We start from the raw sequence: 26,835 nt of genomic DNA, 5'->3' as shown, positions 1-26,835 counted from the left end.
AAACTCCGGAGGAAGGGTTGTCATAATCGAAGTGGTCAGATACCTCGAAGATGCAACTCGCCGGAGTTTCTACTTTAAAAATGGCTAAAGTCCAGTATCTGACTACTTGACTATAAAACTATGATGCGAGGCAAACGACAAGACGTATACTGTGCCTTCTGCGGCCGCGGAAAAAGCGAAGCCCTGGTGCTCGTTGCCGGCCTGAATTCTCACATTTGCGAAGTCTGCGTTGAGCAGGCTCAGGAGATTGTAGAGGAGGAACTGTATGGTGGTGTAAGACAAGAGACAGAACCCGTCGAGGAGATGAAGTCTCCAAAGGAGTTCAACTTACCCAAAGGCGTTACCCCCCGCAACATCAAAGAACACCTGGACCGGTACGTAATCGGCCAGGAGCAAGCAAAGAAAATCATTTCCGTAGCGGTCTACAACCACTACAAGCGCCTCAGCCACCCACCCACCAGTGACGATGAGGTGCAAATTGAGAAAAGCAACCTGTTGCTCGTCGGTCGTACCGGCACGGGTAAAACCCTGCTGGCTAAAACCATCGCCAAGTTTCTGGATGTACCCTTCGCCATCGTTGACGCTACGGTGTTCACGCAGGCAGGTTACGTTGGGGAAGATGTGGAAAGCATCCTGAGCCGTTTGCTTCAGGTTTGTGATTATGATGTAGCTGCTGCGGAGCGTGGCATCGTGTACATCGACGAGATGGACAAGGTGGCCCGCAAGAGCGATAACCCCAGCATCACCCGTGACGTAAGCGGAGAAGGCGTACAACAAGCCATGCTTAAAATGCTGGAAGGGACTGACGTGATGGTCCCACCCCAGGGTGGCCGCAAGCACCCTGAGCAAAAGCTCGTAAAACTTAATACAGAGAACATCCTCTTTATTTGTGGCGGAGCCTTCGATGGTATCGAAAAGGTGATTGCCCGCCGGATGAACAGCAAGGTAATCGGCTTCGGCAGCAACGACCAGAAGCGGATCGAAGAAGAAGACCTCCTGAAGTACGTAACCCACAAAGATGTACGCCGTTTCGGGATGATCCCCGAACTGATCGGCCGCCTCCCCGTGGTTACTTACCTCAAGCCCCTCGACCTGGAGGCCATGAAGCGCATCCTCGTAGAGCCTCACAACAGCCTCCTGCGTCAGTACCAGCACCTCTTCCGCCTGGAAGGTATCAACCTGACCTTCTCCGAAGACGTGATCGAATACCTGGCGGCTACCGCCCTGGAATACGAGCTCGGTGCCCGCGGCCTGCGCTCCATCTGCGAAGCCGTTATGACGGACGCGATGTACGAAATGCCCGGCCTGAAGGACGTCAAGCACTTCACCATCGACAAGGCATACGCCCAGGCCAAGCTTGAAGGCGGCATGCTGGAGATGTTGAAAGTGGCGGCGTAGATTAGTCGGTAGTGTTGTAGGCGGTAGATGGTAACGTAATTAATGCGCTAAGGAAATCCTCCTTCTCAATTCAGGCCAATGATCTGCTAACACGCACCAAAGTGCGCGTTCCTGCGTTGTTTAAGAGCTTGCGCGTGGGGCCATTCTCCGGCAGGCGCTATACCAAGTGAAATAATGAACGTACGACTACTCTTACCGGTCCTCTTCCTCGGGCTGGGTTTTTCTCCTCTTTTTGCCCAGCAGTTCGTCCCGCTTTCGGGCTACGACTTCCCCGACAACAGCCTGCCGGCACCCCTGACGCCAAAAGTAAATTGCGGTGATTTTGGCCTCGACGCTTACGAGTTATTCGAGGCGGGAGAAAGCCGTACCATTAAACTGGACCTGGACACCATCGGCCTCGGTCCCGGAATAACCTACAGTTGTGAAGGCTGTGCGGAAGCCGCTTTCGGTACCGCCGTTTTTGCCAACGACACATTAACCTATAGCGCGGACGCAGGTGCAGAGGAAGGCGTAGATGAGCTGAGTTTCACCGCCTGTAATGCAGCCGGCGAGTGCGCCATAGTCATTCCGCTTAGCATTCTTGTCCGGCGCGATAGCCGGACCATCGACCTGGGTAACCGGATCGTTCTGCCTGGCGGAGTGGTAGAAGTTGGCGTCCCACGGGAGATGCTGCCTTCGGAGGCTATTTGCCGGACGATCGAGACCTGCGCAACGGATTACGCTGGCCGGGAGCAACGCGTCGCCTTCCTGGAAGGGATGGACCGCGGCAATGATTTCCGCTACGTCGCCGCCCGTGCCGGCGGCGAAGACGCCGTCTGTGTCACCGTCTGCACCGCCTTCGGCCTCTGCGATGTTTACCGCGCTACTTTTACCATTGACCGGGAAGCCGTTGACCTGCCCTTCTTCGATGATTTCAGCTACAACGACTTCCGCCCCGCCGCCAACCTGTGGCAAAACGAAGATGTGTTGATTAACCGCAACTTCGCCGTCGGCCCACCCTCCATTGGGGTGGCCACCTTCGACGCGGTTGACTTCGACGGAAAGCCCTACGCCAGCGGCAGCAGTACGCCCGTTCCGCGGGATTACCTGACCTCCACGCCCATCAACATGGCCGGCCAAAGCGGCGTTAACCTGCACTTCCAGCTCCAGCCCCGGGGGCTGGGCAACCGGCCCGAACGACAGGACAGTTTCCTCGTGCAGTTCCTTTCGCCGGAGGGCAACTGGTCTACCGCCCTGCGAATAGAGGGCGTCCCCATCACGACGGGAAACAACACTCCCCTTCCCTTTGAGTCGTACACCCTGACGATCCCTGACGAGATGCTCTACAACGGTTTTCAGTTCCGCTTCGCCAACAAAAGCAGCGAAGTGGGCGCCGTCGATATGTGGCACCTCGACTACGTAAGGCTCGACGCAGAACAGAATCCACCACGGGATTTGGCCCTGCAGGCGGAGGCCTTTTACCTGACGGAGCCTTACACCGCCATCCCGATGCGGCACCTGCAGGCTGGGGGCGAAGCGCTCTTCCGTGATTCCATTACCCTCATACTGGAGAACCTTAGCGCCGGGGCTACGGATGATATTACTGTTGACAATGGTTTGTCCAGGCTGCGTGTTCAGGGCGGCAGTAATGACCCCATTACCGTGGCGGCCAGTCCACTGCTACCATCTGCTTTTGGAACGGGTGGCTCCGGCGACAATGAGTTCGCTCCCGGGCAGCGACTTGATCGGACCATTCTCTTTTCAAAACTAGGAAAGGTTTATACTGACATTGTCGGGTATCTGCTGACCGTTGCCGACGAAAACCTGACCCACAAGCTGGAGACCATTTATCTTTTCAACAACAACGGTGAGACTTCAGGTGCCTACGAACCCGGTATTACGGACAATAACTTCTCCTCCGTCACCACCTGCTTCGGCGAATACATGGCCTACGATGACGGCACGGCTGAGGTAACGCTGGAAGGGCAGTCCGGCACCACCATCCTGCAGGAATACAATGCCTTTGTGGACGATCAGCTGACGGGCATCCAGGTACGCATCCCGCGCGGGTTAGGTGGACTGGGCGATCAGGACATTCGTCTCGTTGTCTATTCAGGAGATACGATGCCGACAGACCTGATCTACAGCGAAGACTTCCCCATCCTGTACGCAGAAGACTTCCACCTCGACAGCTTGCAGGGCTACACGACCTACACCTTCGATGCGCCCGTTGACCTGATCACCGGTGCCTTCTGGGTAGGCTGGGAGCAGCAAAGCGCCAGCCGGTCCATTGGCGTGGGTTTCGATCGGAACAACAGCCCTGAAGAAGTACAGTGGTTCGACGTTGGCAACGGATTTCAGCGCCTGGGCGGCACCACTACGGGTGCCATCATGCTACGCCCACTCCTGGCTGGCTTTGCCGGCTTCCAGACCAATACCGATGACCCCGCCCAGCAGGAGCCCCTCATCGAGGTCTTCCCGAACCCTACGAACGGAACCTTGCACCTGCGGCCGCGCCAGCTTTCCGCTACCCAAGTGCTCCGCTACCGGCTTTTCTCTTTCAGCGGCGCCCTGCTGCGGGAAGTCTCGAACGCAGACCGGCTGGAGCTCGGCGACCTGCCCGCCGGCATTTACCTGCTCGAAGCCAGTGACGGAACACGCTGGAGCCATCATAAAATCGTTCGCCGTTAATCCATTTCCGCTAACGGGGTGTTTCCCACACAAACAACAATAAATTGATGGACGTAACTATTCAGGAACTCAAGCAACGCGAAGCCGAAGGCAAGAACGATTATGTATTGCTGGACGTACGCGAAGACTACGAACGAGCTGAATTCAATGTAGGAGGTATTCATATCCCCCTTGGCGTACTTACGGCTTCTTTCGATAAGCTGGCCAACCACAAGGATGACGAGATCATCGTCTACTGCCGCTCTGGCAAACGCTCCGGCATGGCCCAACATCTATTACAGCAGTCGGGCTTTACCAACGTTCGTAATTTGGAAGGAGGCATGTTGGCTTACCAAGGATAGAGGCGCTACGTGCTTTTTGACACAAAGGCACAAAGGCACAAAGTTCACAGAGAGTCTTTCCGATAATAAACGGTCTCTCTGTGATCTCTGTGCCTTTGTGCTTCTTTGTGTCAAAAAAAGCACTTTAGTGCTAGTACACTGGTCTATTTCGATAGAACACCATCATTATGCCTTGGTAAAAACGGCTATCAGCAGTTGCTCCAGCTCTTCCTGATCCACCTGATCGAATGAAGCCTTTAGCGTGCTGTCCACATCAAAGACCCCCATCAGGGAGCCATCTGCTCTGCGAACGGGCACAACAATTTCTGAGCGGCTGTTGGGATCGCAGGCGATATGTTCCGTTCCTTGTTTCAGAGCGTGAGCATCGTCTACTATTTTGGTGACACCACTCGCGGCAACTGTTCCACATACTCCCCGACCAAATTCTATGTAAAGGCAGCCCAGTGTCCCCTGATAAGGACCAACGACGAGCTGGTTTTCTCCGCGAACGAGGTAAAAGCCTACCCAATAATAATAGGGCAGATAGGTTTTCAGCAAGCAATTGATGGTCACCATTTTGACCGTTTCGTTCTGCTCGTCACCAATCGTTGCCAGAATGGCGGCACGTGCTTCGGCGTAGGCCGTTCTTTTCTCCGGGCCGCTCAGATTTTGAGAAGGCTTGATGAAGTAGGGCATTTCAGCGGTAGCGGACATGGTTAGTTTGGTAGTGGGATAGTAATGATAGTAGGATAGTATTAACCCCTGAGTCAAAAATTAGATGCAAGCCTTTTGTAAAAAAATGGGGCCGCAGATTTCTCTACGGCCCCATTCTTTCAGGAATTAAAATTCTACGGGAGAACCTTACTTCATCATGGCTTTGAGCGACTTTTCGTTCATGCGAACGTAGTCCATGTTACCCGCCTTCTTGGCCAGCTCCATAGACTTTTTGAAAGCAGCCATGGCCGTTTCTTTCATGCCAAGGTCAGCGTGGATGAGTGCCTGGCGGCGTACCATCCAGTAGCGAGGAGTGTCACCACCCATTTCAACAGCCTTGTTGATGTAATCAAGGGCTTTCTTCTTGTCGCCATTGTCCGCGAGGAAAGAAGCTGCCTGGTAGTAATCGTTCATGCTCGGGCCGGCCATTACCTGATCGATGTTAGCCATAACGGCTTCCTTCACTTTAGTTTTTACGGGCAGAGCAACCATGGTTTCGTCCCACTTCATAATGATGTCGGCACCTTCCATAGTGTAGTTCTGTACTTCAATGGTGAAGGTTTCCACCTTAGAACCATTTTTTTTGCTCATTGCCTTGGCAACAGCGATGGGATCTTTGCTGGTGTAGCTGTTCCAGCTGCCACTTTCGTAGGGGTATAGCATTACCTCCCAGCTATCCGCCATTGGTTTGGTGAGCACGGCGTAGCTACCGGCCTTGAGTTCTGCACCGCCGACCATGACGTCTCCGCCAAAGGTGAGCTTGGTCGCCTGGTTAGCGCCCGTGCGCCACACTTCGCCGAAGGGAACGAGTCCGTCTGCAGCAAAAATTTTGCGGCCCTTCATGCCGGGGCGGCTGTATTCTACGTGTACATCGGTCAGGCCGATGGTGGTTTTCATTTTAACGGTAGGGGATGCGGGGGGCGTCTTGATCTGAGCCTCCAGGGAAACGGTGAACAGCAACGCGAAAACGGCTACTGCGAGTGTGAATAATTGCTTGCGCATAGTATGATGGTATTGGTTTAATTAGCTGTGCCCTACAGGACACTTAACAGTAAGGCAGGAGCCTGCCAAAAGGTTTAACCTGAGTTCTGTTAACGGGCTACTTTGGCAACGGACATATTCCGGTGAAAACGATCCATCGGGACTATACGGTAGACATACTGCACCAATGGGTCCGCCAGTTTATCATAATAGTGCAGTCGGTGGCACCCCTGATGATAAGGGGTACGATGCAGCAGTGTCATCGGGGTTGAATCGCTCCCCCGGTAAATGGCGTAGTAGTGAGGAAGTTGGTCTTTCGGCGTTTTCTTGTTCACTTCCCAAACGACGAGATTCCCCTTTTCCGTCCGCTTCTGTTTATATTGTTTCACTTTGGTGGCCACCACCGGGACGGTAGTGTTACGGGCCGGAGGCAGCGCCATAGTTGGATAAAGATCTGCCAATCTTTGGGCCAGCCCAAAGGGATTGTTGAGGATGGATTTCGTGCTGAAATAAACACTCCCGCTACTTCGCCCAAGCTGTTCGTTCAGGGAAAGCTGTCGGGGCATTTCTTCCAGGTCATGCCAGGCCTGGTCATCGTTACTAGCCACTTTATAGGCGGCATGGCCGATGTATATCCGCACGCCCGGCGGAACATTGCCCGCCCACCAGCTGGCCAACACCCGATAACTGGCGGGAGGATAATCCATGCTCCAGTAGAGTTGTGGCAAGAGGTAGTCAACGGTGCCTGCTTCGGCCCAGGCCAGGGCGTCTCCGTAGAGGTCATCATAGCTGCTAACGGAGGCCCGGGTGGCGCTGCCCCGCAGCGGGTCCTGGCTTTGGTTACGCCAGACCCCGAAGGGGCTGATGCCGAACTGTACCCATGGTTTGGCGGCCTTGATCCGGCGGTAGGTTTCGGCCACGAAGGTGTTAACGTTCTCCCGGCGCCAGTCGGCCAGCGGCCGGCCCTGTCCGTAGCGATACCAGGTGGCCTGGTCAGGGAAGGGGATTCCGGCGGCGGGATAGGGGTAGAAGTAGTCATCAAAGTGAACCCCGTCGATGTCATAGTTGGCTACCAGCTCATCAATTACTTCACCGAGGTGGGCGCGCACGTCGGGCAAGCCGGGGTCGAGGTATCGGCGTCCGTTGTAAGTACGGACCCAATCCCGATGAGTATGATAAAGATGGTTGGGGGCAAAGTTCGTCGAGTCCAGCGACATAGCGACCCGGTAGGGGTTTACCCAGGCATGAATTTCGACGCCCTGTTTATGCGCCGTTTCTATCATGTAGGCGAGGGGGTCAAAATTGCTGACCGGGGCTTTGCCCTGGACGCCGGTGAGCCACTCAGACCAGGGCGCCAGCTTAGAGGGATAAATGGCGTCTCCGGCCGGGCGAACCTGCACAAAGATGGTGTTCATCCCCGCCTTCCGAAGGCGGAAGAGCTGGGAGTTAAAATCAGCCTGCAGCGTAGCTGCACTAACGGTAGGATTTTGGGGATAATCGATGTTGAGAACAGTGGCCATCCAGACGCCGCGCAGATCACGGTCTGTGTTTTGGGCGCTGACGCAGGTGCAAAGAAGGGCTAAAAGCAGCAAGGCTGGCAAGCGGGATATGTCTTCCATATTCCCAATTACCGACAAAAAATTAACATTAGGCGACAGTTGGGGCGCTTGTCAGGACAAATTTCTCCCGATTGATTAGCTTTGACAGCTATTGAGGAGGGTCTCCTTCTTCACTTTTACGTTTTGAATTGTGCCCTGAGCACATGAACTATCACTGTACTACGACCTGGATGATTTGTTGTTTTCCTCATCTGTGTCAATCAAACCTTCCGTTAAAGACTAGTTGAACATGAGAATATTTCCTACCCTTTTCTCCCTGCTCCTGTTGCTGGGAACCGCTACGCTAGTAGCACAAAACGATGGCCAGGCGGCCATCGACTATCTCCGCAATAAGCATGAAGACCTTGGCCTGACGGCGGAGGATGTTGCGGAGCTGGAAATCACTGACAACTATGTCTCCCCCGGAGGCGTCCGCCACATCTACGTCAACCAACAGTACCGTGGCCTTTCGGTGAACAATGCTCAGGTCATTCTCCACTTTCGCGGAGACCAGCTGGTAGCCAGCAACAATGGTTTTGTGGCCAACCTGGCTGATTACGGCCTCCCCCTTGCACCTGCGGTGAGCGCCCAACAAGCCATCTCAGAAGCGGTCAACACGGTCTCCCCCACCTTCGGCAACGCCGTACTGCTCAGCGAAACGGATGGTGAGATGAGCTTTAGCTGGTCCGCCGTCTCCCAAAAGCCGCTTCTGGCCAAACTGATGATCCTCCCTACTGACGAAGGCGCGCGCCTCGCCTGGCGAATCGTTATCGACCAGCACGCTGACCGGGCCGACTACTGGCTGATGATGATCGATGCCACCGATGGCCGTATTCTGGATAAAGACAATCTGGTGCTGAAGTGTGATTTCGGCACCCCGCATCACACACACAATTACAATACGGCCTGCGCCAAAACCGACGCTACCGCCGAGCTGCCCGTACATGAGCAACTCATCGAGTCGTTTGCCAAAACAACTACTGTTGCTGACGGTGCCAGCTACCGGGTCTTCCCCTTCGGCGAAGAATCTCCGTTACACAGTGATGGCCGCGTGCTGGAAGTTGACCCGGCGGACTCCATTGCCTCTCCCTTCGGCTGGCACGACACCAACGGTTTGGACGGCCCGGAATTCACCATTACCCGTGGCAACAACGTTTATGCCTACCCGGACCGCGACGACAACGACGACACACCCGATCCCGGCATTTTTGCCGATGGTGGCGACGAACTCGTTTTTGACTACTACTTTGCCGATGAGGAAAACGAAGACACCATCCTCAACGCCTCTCTGACCCAGGTTTTCTATACCACCAACAAAGTTCACGACTGGCTTTACCATGCTGGCTTTGACGAAGAAGGCGGCAATTTTCAGCGTAATAACTATAAGGGTGGCGGCGTAGATCGCGACCCGATCATGGCAGAAGCCCAGGATGGCTCCGGCACTAACAACGCCAACTTTTTCACTCCTGAGGACGGGCAGTCGGGTGTAATGCAGATGTTCTTGTGGGAGGAAACAGGTAATATAATGACCGTAACCGAGCCCGCTTCTGTCTCCGGCCCATACACTACCGGAACGGCTGGTTTCGGTCCGGTAATCGGCTCTATACCCACTACAGGCCAGCTAGTGGAAGTTGCTCCGGCACTGGCTTGTGACCCCGTGACTAACGGAAATGAAATAGCCGGTAAGATGGCATTGATTACCCGGGGGACCTGTAACTTCTCCCTGAAAGTTTTTAATGCACAAGAGGCTGGTGCCGTCGGTGTTGTCATCTGTAATGATGCAATGGAAGGTTCCCCAGACGGTCGTGGTGGCACGATCGGCATGTCCAATGGCAACCCTGAGCTTACTGTCACCATCCCGAGTGTTTTCCTGAGTTTTGAAAACTGCCAGCCCCTGCGCGTATCACTGGCCGCTAATGACAGCATCTCCGTTACCTTCCGGTCTACTGCTCCGCCTCCGCGCGATGGTGATTTTGATAATGGAATTGTAGCACATGAGATCGGTCACGGTGTCAGTAACCGTCTCGTTGGTGGCCCCAGTAACATCGGCTGTGTGTTTAATGGTGAATCTCTGGGAGAGGGTTGGTCTGACTTCTTTACGCTGGCCTCCACCCCACAGACCCTGGTGGACAACCCCGACGGAAGCGAGCCAAGGGGCATTGGCAACTACTCTACCCGTGGGGCTATTGACGGTGCAGGAATTCGCGAAAAACGCTACTCTACCGATTTTGCCATTAATGACTTCACCTACGATAATTTCATTACGGCCAATAATGCCTCGCCCCATAACCGGGGAGAAGTTTGGGCCGTCACCCTGTGGGATCTCTACTGGGCCATGACCGAAGAATACGGCTATGATGATGATCTGATTCACGGAACGGGCGGCAATAACAAGGCCGTTGAGCTGGTGATTGAAGGGATGAAAGCCACCAGATGTGGCCCCGGTGCCATTGATGCCCGTGATGGGATCCTTCAGGCAGACGAGTTGATCAACGATGGTGCTAACCAGTGTTTGATCTGGGAAGTCTTCGCCCGTCGCGGCATGGGCTTTTCCGCCGACCAGGGTAGCGCAGAGGACCCCACGGACAACGTCGAGGCTTTTGACCTGAGCCCCTACTGTATTGGTGGGGTACACCTGACGAAGACCGCTGACGTAGACGTTATCAATGCCGGCGAGGGCGTTACCTACACCCTGAAAGCTACCAACTTTCGGGACTCGGTAACTTCTACCGTAACCATTACCGACCAGATCCCAGCAGGTATGACTTTCGAAGAAGGCTCCGTTCGTGGCAACGACAACTTCACCGTTGAAGGCAACACTATTACTTTTAACGTCGGCGAAATGGAATTCGAAGACGAAGAGACGATCATCTACTCCGTCACCTCTGACCCCGAGTTGGGCTCCACGAGCTACTTCTTTGACGGCTCCGAAGACGGAGATGATAACTGGGAACTGGAAAGCCTGGACGGCAACGTTCTCTGGGAGCAAACAGACACGACCCCATACGAAGGCGTACTGGCCTGGTACATCGTTAACGTTCCTTCAGTTCAGGATCAGGTATTGCGCACCTTCCAGCCTGTTCCCGTAACCGGTGACAATCCCGCGCTGCGCTTCTTCACAAAGTACGAAACCGAAGCAGGCTGGGATGCCGGTATCGTGGAAGTCAGTACGGACAACTCAACCTGGACCCGCGTTCCGGACAATTTCGTCCGGGGTGGTTACCGGGGTGAAATATCTGCAGATGGCTCTGCGGCTCTGCAGGGTACGACCTCATTCTGGGGCAACAGTGGGGGCTACGTAGAGAACATCATTGATCTGAGTGCCTACGCTAACCAGAGTATTTACTTCCGCTTCCGCTTCATCTCAGATGCTGCGGTAAACGCACGAGGCTGGTGGATTGATAACATTGAACTCCTCGATGTAGTAAACTATGAGAGCGCCGCCATCCTTACTTCTGACCAGGGAGATAACTTCCGGGCCGAAGTGGGCAACCTTGGTGTACTCGCACTCGGCGGAGACGCTACGGACACGGATGATCCGCAACTCGGGCAGACGCAGGTGAGTGTATTCCCCAACCCGGCCAACGAAGTCGTCAACGTCAACATCACCGCTGAACGTGCCGGTGAGGCTACCGTACAGCTCTTCAGCATTGATGGCCGGGCCGTATTCACCAACACCCTTAATCTCGCACCTGGCGCTACGCTGACAACGATCAATACCTCCTCGCTTCCCGCAGGTGTCTACGTTGTTCAGGTAACCGGTGATAGCCGGGTAAGTACGACTAAAGTGACCATTCAGTAACTCTTAGGGGGAGGACCTTGGTTGCTGAGCATAGCCGAAGTACCAGGTCCCGACCAGCTAAAACAAGAAGGCCCGCCCCGAATTACTCGGAGGCGGGCCTTTTTTATTTTCGGGACACTAAACCGTGAGGTTTATCCCAGTTTTTGCTTTACGAGTGAAGCGATGGTTTTGCCATCCGCCCGGCCAGCGGCCTGCTTATTGGCCATGCCCATCACCTTACCCATGTCTTTCATGGAGCTGGCACCGGTTTTGGCGATCACCTCATCGATGAGGGCACCGAGTTCGTCTTCAGAGAGTTGCTCGGGGAGGTACTTACTGATCACTTCGATCTCTTCCCGTTCCGTAACGGCCAGGTCTTCCCGGTTTTGTTTGGTGTAAATATCCAGGCTGTCTTGCCGGCTCTTAACGAGCTTTTGCAGCAGGGAGATCTCTCCGTCGGCGTCCAGCACCGTACCGGAGCCATCCGTCTTCTGCAGCATAATCGCACTCTTGATGGCGCGGATACCGCGCAGGCTTACTTTGTCTTTTGCCTTCATGGCCGTTTTCATGTCGGCGGTGATGCGCTCTTCTAGCGTCATGGGTGGGGAATGTTTTGATTCTTAAAGAGAACGTTTTAGTGGGCGGGGAAGGTTGCGCTTTATCAAACGGCTTCGCCTTTCAGGGCTTCGGTTATAATCTTTGGGGAGTTTAAAAGCGAAGCGTCTGAAAAGGAAAAGAGCGAAGCGATTTTTCCTGTCTAAAAGCTGGCGAAGCCGCGTCTAAAAGGCGCGCAGCACCGTCTACTTATGTCGTGAACGTAAAACCTCCCGTACATCCTCCAGCGAATATCCTTTAGCAGCCAGGAGTACAATATAGTGATACATCAGATCAGCGGCTTCGCCGAGGAACAAGTCACGATCGTCGTCTTTGGCTTCGATTACGAGTTCAACGGCTTCCTCGCCTACTTTCTGAGCAACCTTGTTGATGCCCCGGGCCAGGAGCTGGCTGGTATAACTTTTTTCGCTGGGGCTATCCCGACGATGCTGAATGGTTCGTTCCAGGTGATCGAGAAACTCTCCCTGGTTAGCTTCTCCCCAGCAGGTATCGCTACCGGTGTGACAGGTGGGGCCATCCGGACGAGCCTGAATGAGAAGGCTGTCTTTATCGCAGTCCGCCGAAATGCTAACAAGATGGAGGTAATTTTCGCTGGTTTCACCCTTTGTCCAGAGCCGCTGCTTCGAGCGGCTGAAGAAGGTAACCTTACCCGTCGCCAAGGTCTTATCGACCGCTTCCTGATTCATATATCCTTGCATCAACACCACTCGGGTGGTGGCGTCTTGTACGATGGCCGGGAGAAGACCGTCAGGGCTCTTGGCAAAATTCAACTCCGCAACTTTGTTTGGGGATACCAACATTACTTATTTACTTTAGGGGCACAAAATTACCTAAACCACTTAACTAAACACCCACCTTATGACTGATGATTACGGAACTATTGATGCCGGCATGAGCACAACTGGTATTCAGCTTACCTCTACTGACCTCATCAACCTCAAAACTGCGGGCAAATGGGGTCGGTTCATTTCCATCGTTAGCCTCGTTTCCATCGGGTTGATGATGCTAGGCCTGCTTTTCTTTGGAGGTACAATGATGGCCCTGGCGAGTTCTGATCTAGGCGCTGCCGGAGCATTGGGAGGTACCGCCATCCTTATTTTTTACGGTTTGCTATTCGCTCTCTACATCTACCCTACGGTTATGCTGTATAAGTTTTCCACTAATGTCATTAAGGCAGCAGATAATGGAAACCCTACTGCAGCCAGCGAAGCTTTTGCTTCCCTGAAGAGCATGTTCAAGTTTATGGGTATCCTTCTGGCCATTATACTTGGGTTGTATGCATTATTCTTCATCCTGGCACTCCTTGGTGGCGTCGCTTCGATGATTTAGGAGCCGGCGCGGACGCAGGTGCAGTGGGGGGGGGATTCGTAGCAAAGGAATCATCCGTAAATGACAGGCCACTAGCAGGTGATTACGTAACGAGACCCGGAGGGTCATTCGGTTCAGCGATGGGCTTTAGCCCATCGTTTTCGTTAGTCGGCCGCCCCTACACCGGCCGCACCGGGATACCTTCCTCTCCCAAATAATCCTTTAGTTCCTTGATGCCCACTTCTCCGAAGTGGAAGATGCTGGCCGCCAGGCCAGCGTCCGCTTTGCCGGTGGTGAACACCTCCGCAAAGTGCTCCTTGTTACCCGCTCCGCCGCTGGCGATGATGGGGATACTCAGCAGGTCACTCATCCGGGCCAGAGCCTCATTGGCGAAGCCAGCCTTAGTGCCGTCGTGATCCATGCTCGTGAAGAGGATTTCTCCGGCACCTCGTTCCTGAGCTTCCTTAGCCCAGTCGAAGAGCTTATGCTCCGTTTTGATGCGCCCGCCGTTGAGGTGAACGAACCATTCGCCCTCCACGTTTTTCGCGTCGATGGCGACCACTACGAACTGATTACCGAAGCCGTAGGCCAGCTCATCGATCAGTTCCGGGCGGCGGACGGCGGCCGAGTTGATGCTCACCTTATCCGCACCAGCGTTCAGTAAAACATCGACGTCTTCAATCGCCTTGATTCCGCCTCCAATGGTAAAGGGAATGTTGAGATGACGCGCAATGTCCCGGGCTAAATCAGCAAGCGTCTTTCGGCGCTCGTGGGTCGCCGTAATGTCGAGGAAGACCAACTCGTCAGCGCCAGCCACCGAGTATTTAGCGCCCAGCTCAACGGGGTCGCCCGCGTCGCGGAGGTTAACGAAGTTGACACCCTTAACGGTACGGCCGTCTTTGATATCCAGGCAGGGAATGATACGTTTGGCGAGCATAAAGGAAGTTCAGAAATTGCTACAACGCTTAAGGGAGCCTAGGGTTGCACCACATTACCATTCTACAACATTCACCGTCACCTCATCACGATCGCCGCAATTCCTACCAAAGGAGGCCTTAAACCTGATGTTAAAAGCCCGGTGACGGGTTCAACGCATTAACAGCTTATTGACGGAAGAACCATTGCTTTTTATCCCTTAGCTGGCACCCTGCGCTCCGTCGCCCCACCCTTTTTATCCGAAATGGTCGGCGTCCATCTGATTGATCGCCATCTCCTGATCCAGCCCTTCGCAATCGCTGCAGCGGAGGCCAAAAGAAAGCTGCAGTTTTAACTCCATGGCTCTCGTTTTACCATCAATTTTTCCGGGATTCCAACGCAGGCGTTTGCCCTGCATTAAGCCAAAGACCCGCATCACTTCAACCGTGAGAGCCGGGTCCGTAAGTCGGGTTGGGCTAACCTCCCGAACCTCCCCTCCCTGATCAACCGTAAACGTAATGCCCACCCGGCCTCGCTTGCCGGCAATGGCTTGCTCATTAATGTTTGTGCGCAGGTAATGGGCCAGGTTTTTCTGACTTCGGATCGCCCGCTCAGCGTATTCAGCCGACTCCACGCCTGGAAACGTAGGCAGCTCCGCAGGCAGTTGATTAAGGTAGTTAGCCGCCGACGGGCCATAGGCGTCCACATGAAGGTCTCCCTCCGGCGGCAGGTTTTCCAAAGCGGACATACCACACCGGAATCCCGGATCAAAGGCCCAGGCCAGGAGGCAAAGTAGCAGGGCGAGAAAAAGGCCAAAGCGGAGATAAGGTGTAGTCATTTTGCTGTGTTTCAGGTTAGTAGAAAGATAGTGAGAGATGCTCAAAGGGTTGGCACATTGGCAGAAGCTTTACTTTTCCTTAACGGGACAGACGCCGTCAAGCGGCCCGATCGTTGGGCTCATTTTCAAAAAAAGGAGGAATGTTCCCCGGCGCTTAGCGCAGTGTAACCTAAGAGCTCTGAAGGCCGGGGAACATGGTCCTGTTTATTTTGCGGGGTGCTGGCGAGCGTAAGAAACCTTCGCCATGATCAGCCACTTACCGTCAATTTTCATCAACGTCATATAATCGACGAAGGTGAAGGTGGGGTATTCAATTTCTAATTTCGCAGAAGCGGCATAGCCGGACACGTCAATGCTGACAATACGTGTCTGCCGGTCTTGTTTCTCTCCCGGTTTCATCTTGCCAAAAAATTCCAGACAGTTGGCCTCATGGTAAACACCGTCTTTCAGGTAGCGGATTTTAGCCGACTCGTGAAAAGCCTTTTTCAGCGTTTCGAAATCGCGGTTCGTGCCGCCGTCGAGGTAATAGCCTACGGTTTGCTCCACGAGGGCGTAGTCTGATGAGGTATCCTGCGCGTTGGTGGTGGCCAGAACGGCAAAGAAAAGAAGGGTGAAAAGAAGTACTTTTTTCATTAGTACGGTGGTTTGGTGATTAATTATTGTTCGTTATTCTTGTTTCGGACGCGAATGATTTTGCCGTCCTCTTCGTCCGTCAGCAGATAGATTTTCCCCTCCGGGCTAATGACGACCTTACGGGTTCGGGAGCGATCATCTACCAGCAGCTCCTCCAGGCTTTTAACCGTTCGCCCTTCAGTGCGGACGCGCCACAAGCTGCCGCGCGAGAGCCCCGGCACCAGTAGATCACCCCGCCAGGAAGGAAACTCATCACCGAAGTACCAGGCCAGACCGGTAGGCGCTACGGTCTGTAGCCAGTACCAGGCCGGGCGGGTGGTTACTACGTCCAGCTCCGGCGGCGAATAGCCGCCGCGGTATTTGCCCGTGGTCTCCAGTGGCCAGCCGTAGTTAGCGCCAGCACGCAGGACATTGATCTCATCCCCCTGGATCGTGCCGTGCTCCGTAAACCAGATATCACCGGTATGTGGATGCAGGGCCAGCCCCTGCGCCGCACGAATGCCCCTGGCGTAGAGGCCGGGAACTGCATCAGGGCCGAAACCCGGGTTATCCGCCGGAATGGAACCATCCGGATTGATCCGGTAGATTTTGCCCCGCCGGTCCGCAACGTTCTGCGCCACCGTTTCTGCGGGTTGCTCACTGTCGAAGAAGAGTCGTTCTCCGGCGGTGACGTATAGTTTCCCGTCAGCGCCGAAGGTGAGGCCACCTCCAAAATGAAAAAGAACCGGTGTGAACGGACCAACGGTAAGCAGCGTTTCCAGGCCCGTCAGCGCATCGTCTGCCAGTCGGCCCCGCACCACCCGCAGGCCATAGCCGTGGATGCTTTCCTGCGCAGCGTAGGAGAGGTACACCCATTGGTTTTGCTCAAATTCAGGATCGAGGCAGATATCGAACAGCCCGGCATTGAACTTTACCCGTTTACCATGGGCGCTGTTGAATGCTGAATTCGGCGGCAGGGCCAGGGTGTCAAACAGTAGGCTATCGGCCAGATCCGCAGGTAGACCCTTGACGGGTATCCGATCGCCCGTCATCAGGTTCACCCGCAGCAGTTGTCCGTCTTTTTCATTGAGCAGCGCTTCGTCTTCCGTCAGGAACTTCATCGACCAGGGCCGGCGCAGCCCGGCCATTACGGTTTCCTTCACCGGCCGCGCCACTCCCGGACTCCCGGACTGTTTGACTACTTGACTATCTGACTCCCTGACTACTTGACTCCCTGACTGTTTGACTCCTTGACTATCAAAAGCGCGGTCGCAGGTGCAAAAGGAAAGTAGCAGCAGCAAAGAGAATCCGGTAAGCAATGCCTTCATGGGGTATTGTGGAGTTGTTTCCACAAAGGACCGGTCAGGCAGCACAGTTCCCTAATAATTGGGTCGTCCAAAGGTCCAGAATCATAATTCTGGAGGTTTTCGTGGTGTTTTACCGGGTTTTAGCCCGTAACCGTTCTTTTACTCCTGGGGGCGGGTAACGGTCAGAAGTTGCTTTCGGTACCGGGCCGGCGTTGTTCCGGTCTCTTCTTTGAAAGCCGAGTAAAAGGCGGATTTGGAGCCGAAGCCCGATTCTTCGCCAATCGCTTCCAGGGTAAGGTGGTCTTCCGTCAAAATGGATCGCTGCGCATGCTTCACCCGGTAAGCATTAATAAAAGCGGCGAAGCTCTGGCCAGCATTATCGTTCAGCAATTGAGAAATTTGGTGCGGCGTACTATCCACCGCTTTAGCGAGATCAACCAGCTTAAAGCCCCGGTCCAGATAAGGCTGCTCCGTTTCCATCAGTGTCTGACAACGTTGAAGTAAGTCTTCTGCTTCGGTGGCCTCAATTTTACGGTCTCCATATTTGGGTCGTTCTTTCACCAAAAAGCCGGCCTGCCGGCGCTGAAGCACAAACCACAGAATGAAGAGATAAAACACCAATGAAAAAGACAGCGCCCCGGCAATGTAGCCCGCATAGGCCCCAAAACGAAAGGCCAGGTGGACAATTAGATTGCCGGCAAATACATTCACCCACCACAATTCGATGACTGACCACTTCTCCCCTTTCCGGAAAATCGGCCAGAGTACATAGGCACTTGCCAGTATCCCCAGAGACCAGACATTATAAATGCCGTAACCAATGAGATTTGTTTCTCCATTCCAAAAAGCGGGGTATTGCGCATAGGGCCGCCAGTAGCCCACTCCCAGAATTATGACTGCCAGGGTGACAAAGCCAAACCACCAGCTACGGGGGATGCGCTCCAGCCCGTCCCGGCTGGCCTTCAGGTACGCCCACAGCAAAGGGCCGATGAAGAAGCAGGCCGTCAGACCAAACTGCAGATACTCCGCTGCCAGCGTCCGGTCAAAGTGAAAGAAAACAGATTTCCCGATACGGATACTCAGGGCCAGCAGCAAGAGGCCCAGCAGCCGGTTGCTCAAACGCCCGGGTCGCAGAAAAAACAGGAGATAGATGGAGAGCACCAAACCATTAAAGGCTCCGAGAGCGGAGAAAAAAAAGAGGAGCTGTTGGCTGACTTCCATAAACGGCAATTTCGGCTTTTACGCCAAAATAACGTACTCAACTGCAGGAACGATGGACCTTTTAACATTCTCTCCGTGTTTTACACACTACTCCCTCGTCTCGGATTAGTGATCAAAACACTTTCTCTGCGTCCCGCTTTTTTCTGTTTGCCATTGCCCTTACCTTACCTCAATCAAACTTCAAAGACCCTGTTATGTCCTTTTTCAAAAGACTTTTCGGCCGGAAGAAAGAACCGAAAGTTGAGCGGCGGCCTACTGATTCTACTCCTGCTTCCACACCAAAACCTCCTAAGCCCGCATCGAACCCAAAAGTCGAGGAGCCCTTCGTGCCAGGGCAGTCTCGTGCTGCAGCAAGGCCCCTCTACCACCACCTTCCCGAAGGAACGCCGGAGCCCACGCTCAAGGAGACCACGAACCTGCTGCGCATCGATGCCATCCTGACCATGGCTCACTACACCGGCGAAGAGCATGACTTTGACTGTGGCCCCGAAGATCTGTTGATCCGAAAAATGACGGACGATAACGCCATTCTGATCCCGATGGTACTGACCCATAAACAAACGGGGCTGAAACACCCCGTATTCTTCGCCTACACGGAGGAGGAGGCCGCTTACTTTCCTTATTATGCCCGGGAAATGGCCAAAGAAGACGGCTGGGGTGCCGCCCACTATTACGGAATTGTTCCCTTTGAAGAATTGCCTGCGGGAGACGAACTACCCCGCCCGGAACCCATCGGATTCATCGATCTTTTTGAGCTAAAAAAGGATTTTCAGCCACCGGAGGGCAACTACTCACTCTGGAACCGGACAAGCCGTGAGAGCTTCCTGCCCAACAGCCCGTTGCTTCCCATGTTGGACGTCATCTACACCCGACTGGCCGGATACGAAAGTCTTTTTGCCGGCCTGTTGATGTCCTCCTGGCAACGTAAGGAGTTGGATGGCAGAATGCAACTGCCGCAGGAAGATTTTACCATGGCACTAATTGGCCCGGAGAAAGTGCCTACGCTGGTTACCTTCAGCGAAACGCGGGGAATTGTGTTCAGTACCCCGACTTCCGTCAGTCCGACCTACCGAAATCGGCTGCATAAACACTATATGGACTTTGCCGTCCAGTTTGCGGACATGATGGACCAAAAAGAAGGACTGGAAAAAGACCCGGAGCCCGCTGGCGGATACCCCCTAAAATGGTTTAAGGACCTGCAAGAACAGATCATTACCCGCCACCAGGGCGCCCACATCATTGTTCCTTTTCAACTGGGGGATAAGGTGGAGGCCTTCTCCTCTGACATGCAGTATGATGTCGATGATATCCCGATGGCCTTCGTCTTCCCGCGCGTCATTCACCTCAGGGCGGAAGACGTTAATCCACAAACCTCAAACATTCGGGTAGGTACGAATGATGGTAAACCCCTGGAGGCGGAGGTTTATTCCGTACCATTCGTCGGGCAGCTCCACATTGCTTATGCAGTAGACCGGGGCGATCATTTTACCTACGTCAACAAAAGTCATTTTACGGCCATGACGCCCGCAGATCAGGAACGCCTGCATGAAGTTGCCCTGGAGAATCTGGCCAATGAGATCAGCGGTAACATCTCCTTCCGGGGTTCTCCAGATCTTTTCGGCATTGTGGAGGGCACGGGAGACTACGAAGCAGCCACGATGTTGTTACCCGCCTTCTGGGAAAAACTGGAGCCCGTCTTCGGTGGAGATTTAGTAACCATGGTCCTCAGCCGGGGCCAGGTGCTCGTCTCCCGGCTAACCAACGCCGAAGGCATGGAGAAAATGCAGGAATTTGCGGCCAACCTTAAGGAGCAAATTCCGGAACATAAATACTATGATGACTCGGTTTACTACCGGGGGCCGGTGGGCACCTGGTCGGTTACTTGAATAGCAGGGTAGTCGCGATAGCACTGGTGGCAGGTGCCGATCCCGGTTGAGATACTGTCCACAGTACCTCAGCCGGGTTTCGCTCATTAATTGGTGTTATTTGGGCGCAGACGCAGGTGCAAACAACCTTCATAATGACAGCCAGCTAAGACCGTGCTTCTTCCAGCATTGCTCTTTCAGCTCTTCCTTGCACCTGCGGCCGCGCCATCCTTAAAGAACTGATTTACTACTTTCGTCCATGCCAACACCCGAATGTATAATTTTTGATTGCGACGGTATCCTGGTGGACAGCGAGCAGATCACCTTTTCGGTACTGTCAGAGATGAGCCGGGAGATCGGGGTAATACTCACCGAAACAGAACTGGAACATCATTTCCTGGGTAAGTCCCTGAACAGTATCATCCGTTTTCTCGGGGAAGAGACCGGAAAAAACCTGGCCGACACTTTCGAGTCAGAATTCCGGCAGCGCACGTTTGATCGGTTTAAAACGGATCTTCAGCCAGTCGATGGTATCAGTGCATTGCTGGACAGAATACGGGTGCCGGTTTGCGTTGCTTCCAGCGGCCCGCCAGCGAAAATCAAGATGAATTTAGCCCTCACCGGGCTAACAAATTATTTTGGCGATAAGGTCTTCAGCTGCTACGACCTGAAGCGCTGGAAGCCCGATCCCGCCATCTTCCGGCATGCCGCCCAAACGATGGGTTACCGCCCCGGGCAATGTGTTGTCATTGAAGACAGCCCCACCGGCGTACGGGGCGCCATCGCCGGAGGCTTCCGGACCTATGCGCTGAGTCGGCACGGGAACGAACAATTGCTCGCAGACGCCGGGGCTACGGTCTACCACCATCACCGTGAGTTGTATGATCTTCTCTTTGCGGAGGGATAATGATGAATCAAGCCCAAAATCCCTCTAATAGAAACACCTTCGTCCGCAACTTCTTATGCCGTTGATCTGATTATCTTTGCGCCCTGATTAAAGTAATTACCCCATGTCTACTGTATTCGCTGACTTCAAGAAACTGACCTCCCACGCTAAAGACTACGGCTTCGTATTCCAAAGTAGTGAGATCTATGACGGCCTGAGTGCCGCTTATGATTACGGTCCCCTCGGCGTACTGCTGAAGAACAACCTGAAGGAATACTGGTGGCGCAGCATGGTGCAGCTGCACGACAACATCGTTGGCCTGGATGCCGCGATCTTCATGCACCCGAAAACCTGGAAAGCTTCCGGTCACGTCGATGCTTTCAATGATCCGCTGGTAGACAATAAGTTAAGTAAGAAGCGCTACCGTGCTGATGTGTTGATTGAAGATCACGTGGCAAAAATCGAGGGTAAGCTCAATAAAGAGATCGCTAAGGCTAAAAAACGCTTTGGTGATGCCTTCGACGAAGCGGAGTTCCGGGCAACGAACGGCAACGTGAAGCGCTACCTGGGCCAGATGGACGAGATCAATCAGCGCCTTGCTACCGCCATGACGGATGGCAATATGGAAGAGCTACGGCAGATGCTGATTGACCTGGAGATCAAAGACCCGGAGTCTGGTGCAGCAGACTGGACGGACGTACGACAGTTCAACCTCATGTTCTCCACCCAGCTCGGTAACATTGCCGGCGAGGAGGGCAAACTCTACCTGCGCCCGGAAACGGCGCAGGGTATTTTCGTCAACTTCCTGAACGTGCAGAAGAGCACGCGGCAGAAGCTCCCCTTCGGTATTGCCCAGATCGGTAAGGCCTTCCGCAACGAAATTGTTGCCCGCCAGTTTATCTTCCGCATGCGGGAGTTTGAGCAGATGGAGATGCAATTCTTCATTCAGCCCGGCACGCAGAAAGAATGGTACAACAAGTGGAAAGAGACCCGCATGAAGTGGCACCTGGCTCTTGGTCACCCGGCAGAGAAGCTGCGATTTCACGACCACGACAACCTGGCACACTACGCTGATGCTGCGGTTGATATTCAGTTCGACTTCCCCTTCGGCTTCAAGGAGCTGGAAGGTATCCACAGTCGCACCGACTTTGACCTTGGCGCGCACATGGAACTCTCCGGCAAGAAGATGACCTACCACGATCCGGAGACCAAGGAGAGCTACGTTCCCTACGTGCTGGAAACGTCCATCGGTGCTGATCGCCTCTTCCTGGCGACTATGAGCCATGCGCTGCGCACGGAGCAGGTTCCCGGTCAGGATGACCCGACCAACGTACGCGACGTGATGAAGCTCCACCCTGCTCTGGCCCCCATCAAGGCGGCTATCATGCCCCTGAAGCGAAATAAGCCGGAGATCGTGAAGGTAGCTAAAGACATTTTCAACGACCTGCGCTTCCGCTTCGACGTGCAGTATGATGACACCGGTGCAATCGGTAAGCTCTACCGCCGGCAGGATGCCGTAGGTACACCCTTCTGTATCACCGTCGACTTTGACACCATCGAAGAAGGCGAAAACAAGGGCACCGTCACCGTCCGCGATCGCGACACCCTCGAACAGACGCGAATTAAGATCGAAGACCTGGCGGCTTTCATCGGCCCCAAAGTGGATATGGGAGCGTTGCTGGCTGCGGCGCAGTGAGGTAGTACTGTAGTTTTGTAGCCGGTAGTAATGTAGTAGGGCTGCTGCATATCGGAGAAAATAATGTCTTGCCGCCTATGACATGCGGCAGCCCTACAGCCCTACAAAACTACATTACTACACTCCCCCATGACCAAATTCCTCGCCACCATCCCCGTCCTTTCCTCCGGAGACCTTGCTCGTGACATTGCCTGGTATGCGGAGAAGACGGGTTTCCAGAACGTGACGGAGCAGGAAGGCTATGCCATCTTGCAGCGGGAGAACATGGAGTTTCACCTGCAATGGCACCAGGGAACGGAAGACGACCCCGTGCTGGCGGGCGTCATGCGTATCTGGGTGAAGGGCATTCTGCCACTCTTCGAAGAGTTTGTGCAAAGAGGAACCGTCGGGCCGGAAAAACTTCAGATGAACACTCCCTGGGGTACGAACGAGTTTGGCTTCTACGACCTGAACAACAACGCTATTTTTGTGATGGAGGATGTTAGCTGACGATAGTTATACTCCCTTGGGCCTATCTTTGGGGTCGTCCCTACACCCCATAAGCTATGAATTACCACCGTTGCACCGGTTCTCGCTGGGGAGCTCTCCTCTTTTTTTTAATCGCCGTCAGCGCTACACTGTCGGGCCAAAGCCCTGAGCAATTGCTTGAGGCAGAAGAGTACGCAGCTGCTGCGGAAGCTTTCTGGCAAAGAGGTAGCCGTACGGACCTGTTGAAGGCCGGAGAAGCCTGGTCAGCAGTAGATAGTTTTCTGCCCGCAAGACAGGCCTATGCAGCCCTGATGAAAGAGGACAATGGTACGCCCATCATCGATAGCTTAAGCGGTTTGGCGCAGCATAAAATCGGGGTGTCGCATTACAACGAATACGACGATGCCGGCGCAGCATCAGCTTACCGCAAGGCCATCCTGATCCGGGACGAGGTGTTCACCCAGGCGCACAAAGATCAGGCCCACAGCCGCAGAAACCTCGCTAATTGCCTGAGTTACCTGGGGCAGACGGACTCTGCCACCTTACTGCTTCGGGAAGCCATCGACATTTATGAAACCGTGCAGCCAACCGATTCGGTAAACTGGTTGCGGAGCCTTCAGGATTTGTCTCAGGTATCCGCTCAGGTGCGGGATTATCAGACGGGAGTGAGTGCTTCGCGACGAGCGATTAGCCTGCTCCATAAAACGTCAGCGGCGGACGTATACGATGCGCACTACGTCTACTATACCTCCGGGGTGACCTTCTACACCTTCCAGGAACTTGAAGAAGCCGCTACTGCCGCCAAAGAAGCCTTGAAATACGGCGAAGAGATCGGCGACCCGCTGGAAATAGGGCAAACCCTCAACCTGTTGGGAGCCATAAACGACGACCTGGGCAATGACCAGGAAAAGATCGCTTACTGGGAACGGGCCATCAATTACCTGACGGAGAACGAAGTCGGGAAAGCAGAGATTGGCCGCCTGCACTTTAACCTCGCCCGGGCGAAGGGAGGAACCGGCGAAATAACGGCTGCCTTCGGCCACGTTGCCGAAGCACGCGCGCTGTTGACAGAGGACGCGCCAGACTACCTCCCCCGCCTATTTAGTGTTGAAGGCGTCGTGTTCCGGGAAACCGGCAACCATGAAAAAGCTTTAGCGGCCTTCAACGCCGGCCTGCAACTGCTGGCACCCTACGCCGCGGACGAACTGGCCTACCCCAACCCCGACAGCCTGAGCGCGGATGAGCTGGAAACTGCCGCTGATTTGCTGGGTGACCGGGCCAGGACACTGGTTTCCCTGGGCCGGCCGGAGGCGGCCCTGACCGACTACACCCTGCTGTTTGCGCTGCAAGACCAACTTCGCACCCGCGTCAGCGCCGACGAAAGCCGCAGCTACCTCAGCCAGAACCTTCGCCCTTACTTTGACCAGGCCATCACCTTGCTCTATGGTCTGCACCAAAAAGAACCCGCTGCCGGTCATGACTGGTCCGCTTTTGAACTCAGCGAACGCGCGAAAGCCTACACGCTCCTTGCTAATCTGAAACAAAATCAGGACGCTATGCCCCGGCAGGAAGCGGAGCTAAGAGCCCGCATCGCAGAACTGGAGCGAAGCCTCGACACGAAGGCAACGAACGAGGAACTCCTGGCCGCCGCCCGGCTTCAGCTTGACCGCCTGGTGCAAAGCAAGCGAAAAGAAATAGTCACCCCTGATTTTGGGATTGACCGTCAGGAGTTGCACTCATTGTTATCAGATACGGGTTCGGACCTCTTGGCTTTTCACCTCGGCAAAAAAGACGGCTACCGCTTCTATTTTTCTACGGACGGGCAGCTACAGTTTACGGCGCTCCAAAACACGGCTGCACTGGCGCCGAGTATCCGGCGCTGGCGGGCCTCCATCCAGGAAGGAGCTTACCGCCGCAAGAGTTTGCTTAGTGCTGAAGAACAAGGTGCCTTCGATGAAGTATTTCTGCGGGAAGGGCAGTTTTTACTCCGCCAACTACTGTCTGATGAATCGCTGGATTTAGGAGAAAACCTCTGCATAATACCTGACGGCCCACTGGCCTTACTGCCCTTTGGCGCCCTTCCTTTGACGGAAGAGAAGCCTCCGTTGAATTACGCCGGCCTGACTTACTTGCAGTCCGCTCATCGTATCCGCTACGCCTATTCAGCCACTGTTTTGCGGGAGCTGTCCGAACGACCTGCGGTGAGTTACCAACATAATTTACTGGGCTTTGCGCCTTCCTTTGGCGGAGAGGCCAGCGCGGAGGCGGTGGGCAGGTCTGTTTCCCTGGCCGCCCGTTTAGGAGAGCGGGCGCTGGTGGGGCTGCAGCCCCTTCGCTTTAACCGGGCTGAGGTCGAAGACATCGCAGATATGGTGCCTGGCACCCGGATTTTCGTCGGAGACAAAGCCACCCGAAGTCGGTTCCTCGAGGAACTCGGGGATGGGCAAATCCTTCACCTTTCCACTCACGGCATGGTGAATGCGGCGGACCCCAAGCTCAGCTTCGTGGCTTTCACCCAGCGGGGAGACAGCCTGGAGCTGGAAGAGCTGCTCTACTACAACGATCTGACCGCGCTGCCACTGCAGACCGAATTAGTGGTCCTCTCCGCCTGTGAAACCAGCCTGGGAACTTACGTGCCCGGAGAGACGACGCTCAGCCTGGCCACAGCCTTCACGGCCGCTGGCGCCCGGAGTACACTGACAACGCTCTGGCAAGTGGACGACGCGGCCACCCGTGACCTGATGGTGGCCTTCTACCGGGAGCTTGCCACGGGCAAAGACCGCAGCGAAGCACTGTCGGCCGCTCAGCTGGCCCAGCTGGAGGGCGGGGATTTTGCGCATCCGTACTTCTGGTCAGCCATGACGCTGTATGGGGAGGCCGGGGCAATTGATTTTGCTGGCGGAGGAATAAACTGGTACTACTTAGCTGGTGCACTCGTGGGTTTCCTCCTCATGGGTGGGTACGTACTCCATTATAACAAGCAAAAGCGGGGCGCGGACGCGGGTGCAGGGAAAAGCTAAAAAGCAAGGTTTTGTGGCTCGGGTTATTCCCAGCTTACGGAGTGGGTAAACTCCCGGGCTGCTCGTTCCGTTGGAAAAATAAAAACCATGCCCAAATCTACCGATCAACCCGTCATTAATTACTGGCATGTATACACTGACGATTCCGGAACGAGCCGGCAGCAAAAGCGCCAACTTACGGGCTTTACGCTCGAAAGCATGGGAGGAAACTCCGGTAGCCAGTGGAATAATGAATGGCTGAAAGGGGCCAGCCAGATAATCTTCAGCGAGCTACCCGCTGACTTCGACGGTGACTGGCATGAAAACCCTCAGCCGCAATGGATCATTCCCCTCAGCGGAGGCTGGTGGGTAGAAACTATGGACGGAACACGGACAGAGATGCGCGTAGGAGAAATCTCCTTCGGTGCTGACCAGGGAACAACAAACCAGAAAGGCCACCGCTCTGGTGTACTGAACGGAAAGCCCTGCCAGATGATGATTGTCCAGTTCCCCGAAGAGAAAAAAATGAAAGGCGGCACGCCTGCCCCCGACGAGCTTTAGGCCAATCCCTAACCCACAACGCCGTACCTTCGCCGTTCTTTAGTCAAATAGTTCGGATGTTGATTTTGCTGGTAGTCGAAGT

At 54.4% G+C, this 26,835-nt stretch carries 21 protein-coding genes; 11 read left to right on the top strand and 10 right to left on the bottom strand.

Annotated features, from left to right (window positions below; all coding sequences use genetic code 11):
- The first annotated feature begins 120 nt into the window (after positions 1-120).
- The 3 genes from clpX (at position 121) to BM123_RS09565 (ending at position 4,409) form a co-directional block, all read left to right on the top strand.
- Positions 121-1,398 carry an ATP-dependent Clp protease ATP-binding subunit ClpX gene (gene clpX, locus BM123_RS09575; protein ID WP_245748490.1) on the top strand — a complete coding sequence of 426 codons (1,278 nt, stop codon included), beginning with the start codon at positions 121-123 and terminating at the stop codon, positions 1,396-1,398.
- Between the two features lie 174 nt (positions 1,399-1,572).
- The gene (locus BM123_RS09570) at positions 1,573-4,068 is read left to right on the top strand and encodes a T9SS type A sorting domain-containing protein (protein ID WP_090167675.1); all 2,496 of its coding nucleotides are present in this window, start codon (positions 1,573-1,575) and stop codon (positions 4,066-4,068) included.
- A 47-nt stretch (positions 4,069-4,115) separates the two neighbouring features.
- Positions 4,116-4,409, top strand: a complete 294-nt coding sequence (locus BM123_RS09565; protein ID WP_090167673.1) for a rhodanese-like domain-containing protein — start codon at positions 4,116-4,118, stop codon at positions 4,407-4,409.
- A 165-nt stretch (positions 4,410-4,574) separates the two neighbouring features.
- Here the strand turns inward: BM123_RS09565 and BM123_RS09560 are convergent, their stop codons facing one another.
- The 3 genes from BM123_RS09560 to BM123_RS09550 all read right to left on the bottom strand — a co-directional run bounded on the left by BM123_RS09560 (position 4,575) and on the right by BM123_RS09550 (position 7,702).
- On the bottom strand, positions 4,575-5,102 hold the full coding sequence (locus BM123_RS09560; protein ID WP_090167672.1) for a GAF domain-containing protein: 528 nt from the start codon (positions 5,100-5,102) through the stop codon (positions 4,575-4,577).
- A gap of 147 nt (positions 5,103-5,249) precedes the next feature.
- On the bottom strand, positions 5,250-6,104 hold the full coding sequence (locus tag BM123_RS09555) for a DUF2911 domain-containing protein (RefSeq protein ID WP_090167670.1): 855 nt from the start codon (positions 6,102-6,104) through the stop codon (positions 5,250-5,252).
- Positions 6,105-6,193: 89 nt separating this feature from the next.
- The gene (locus BM123_RS09550) at positions 6,194-7,702 is read right to left on the bottom strand and encodes a glycoside hydrolase family 10 protein (protein WP_090167667.1); all 1,509 of its coding nucleotides are present in this window, start codon (positions 7,700-7,702) and stop codon (positions 6,194-6,196) included.
- Between the two features lie 229 nt (positions 7,703-7,931).
- On the opposite strand from BM123_RS09550, the gene BM123_RS09545 reads away from it, so the two are divergent.
- Positions 7,932-11,483: a M36 family metallopeptidase gene (locus BM123_RS09545; protein ID WP_090167665.1), complete on the top strand. Its 3,552-nt coding sequence runs from the start codon at positions 7,932-7,934 to the stop codon at positions 11,481-11,483.
- A gap of 131 nt (positions 11,484-11,614) precedes the next feature.
- Here the strand turns inward: BM123_RS09545 and BM123_RS09540 are convergent, their stop codons facing one another.
- Positions 11,615-12,061, bottom strand: a complete 447-nt coding sequence (locus tag BM123_RS09540) for a GatB/YqeY domain-containing protein (RefSeq protein ID WP_090167663.1) — start codon at positions 12,059-12,061, stop codon at positions 11,615-11,617.
- Positions 12,062-12,262: 201 nt separating this feature from the next.
- Positions 12,263-12,877, bottom strand: a complete 615-nt coding sequence (gene hisIE / locus BM123_RS09535; RefSeq protein ID WP_090167661.1) for a bifunctional phosphoribosyl-AMP cyclohydrolase/phosphoribosyl-ATP diphosphatase HisIE — start codon at positions 12,875-12,877, stop codon at positions 12,263-12,265.
- A 58-nt stretch (positions 12,878-12,935) separates the two neighbouring features.
- Between hisIE and BM123_RS09530 the strand changes: the two genes are divergently transcribed.
- A complete protein-coding gene (locus BM123_RS09530; protein ID WP_090167659.1) occupies positions 12,936-13,406 on the top strand; it encodes a hypothetical protein in 471 nt (156 codons plus the stop codon).
- Between the two features lie 157 nt (positions 13,407-13,563).
- Here the strand turns inward: BM123_RS09530 and hisF are convergent, their stop codons facing one another.
- The 5 genes from hisF to BM123_RS09505 form a co-directional block, all read right to left on the bottom strand.
- Positions 13,564-14,322 (bottom strand): imidazole glycerol phosphate synthase subunit HisF, encoded by a 759-nt coding sequence (gene hisF / locus BM123_RS09525; protein ID WP_090167657.1) that lies wholly within the window; start codon positions 14,320-14,322, stop codon positions 13,564-13,566.
- 234 nt (positions 14,323-14,556) lie between these two features.
- Positions 14,557-15,138, bottom strand: coding sequence for an energy transducer TonB (locus BM123_RS09520; RefSeq protein WP_090167655.1), 582 nt, complete (start codon positions 15,136-15,138; stop codon positions 14,557-14,559).
- A 204-nt stretch (positions 15,139-15,342) separates the two neighbouring features.
- Positions 15,343-15,771, bottom strand: a complete 429-nt coding sequence (locus BM123_RS09515) for a nuclear transport factor 2 family protein (protein ID WP_090167653.1) — start codon at positions 15,769-15,771, stop codon at positions 15,343-15,345.
- Positions 15,772-15,794: 23 nt separating this feature from the next.
- The gene (locus BM123_RS09510; protein ID WP_090167652.1) at positions 15,795-17,078 is read right to left on the bottom strand and encodes a PQQ-dependent sugar dehydrogenase; all 1,284 of its coding nucleotides are present in this window, start codon (positions 17,076-17,078) and stop codon (positions 15,795-15,797) included.
- Positions 17,079-17,216: 138 nt separating this feature from the next.
- Positions 17,217-18,278, bottom strand: a complete 1,062-nt coding sequence (locus BM123_RS09505; protein WP_090167650.1) for an AraC family transcriptional regulator — start codon at positions 18,276-18,278, stop codon at positions 17,217-17,219.
- Between the two features lie 194 nt (positions 18,279-18,472).
- On the opposite strand from BM123_RS09505, the gene BM123_RS09500 reads away from it, so the two are divergent.
- The 6 genes from BM123_RS09500 (at position 18,473) to BM123_RS09475 (ending at position 26,753) form a co-directional block, all read left to right on the top strand.
- The gene (locus BM123_RS09500) at positions 18,473-20,164 is read left to right on the top strand and encodes a hypothetical protein (protein WP_090167648.1); all 1,692 of its coding nucleotides are present in this window, start codon (positions 18,473-18,475) and stop codon (positions 20,162-20,164) included.
- A gap of 238 nt (positions 20,165-20,402) precedes the next feature.
- Positions 20,403-21,050, top strand: coding sequence for an HAD family hydrolase (locus BM123_RS09495; RefSeq protein WP_090167645.1), 648 nt, complete (start codon positions 20,403-20,405; stop codon positions 21,048-21,050).
- A 103-nt stretch (positions 21,051-21,153) separates the two neighbouring features.
- Entirely contained in the window at positions 21,154-22,725 is a 1,572-nt protein-coding gene (locus BM123_RS09490; RefSeq protein ID WP_090167642.1) for a glycine--tRNA ligase, read from the top strand.
- A 129-nt stretch (positions 22,726-22,854) separates the two neighbouring features.
- Positions 22,855-23,214 carry a VOC family protein gene (locus BM123_RS09485; RefSeq protein WP_090167641.1) on the top strand — a complete coding sequence of 120 codons (360 nt, stop codon included), beginning with the start codon at positions 22,855-22,857 and terminating at the stop codon, positions 23,212-23,214.
- Positions 23,215-23,270: 56 nt separating this feature from the next.
- Positions 23,271-26,213: a CHAT domain-containing protein gene (locus BM123_RS09480; protein WP_090167639.1), complete on the top strand. Its 2,943-nt coding sequence runs from the start codon at positions 23,271-23,273 to the stop codon at positions 26,211-26,213.
- Positions 26,214-26,300: 87 nt separating this feature from the next.
- Entirely contained in the window at positions 26,301-26,753 is a 453-nt protein-coding gene (locus BM123_RS09475; RefSeq protein ID WP_090167637.1) for a cupin domain-containing protein, read from the top strand.
- Positions 26,754-26,835: the final 82 nt, after the last annotated feature.

The sequence above is a fragment of the Neolewinella agarilytica genome (genome assembly GCF_900110645.1).
In the GTDB taxonomy this organism is placed as follows: Bacteria; Bacteroidota; Bacteroidia; order Chitinophagales; family Saprospiraceae; genus Neolewinella; species Neolewinella agarilytica.
Note: the sequence above shows the minus strand (reverse complement) of the source record. Positions and strands in the feature narration are given on the sequence as shown.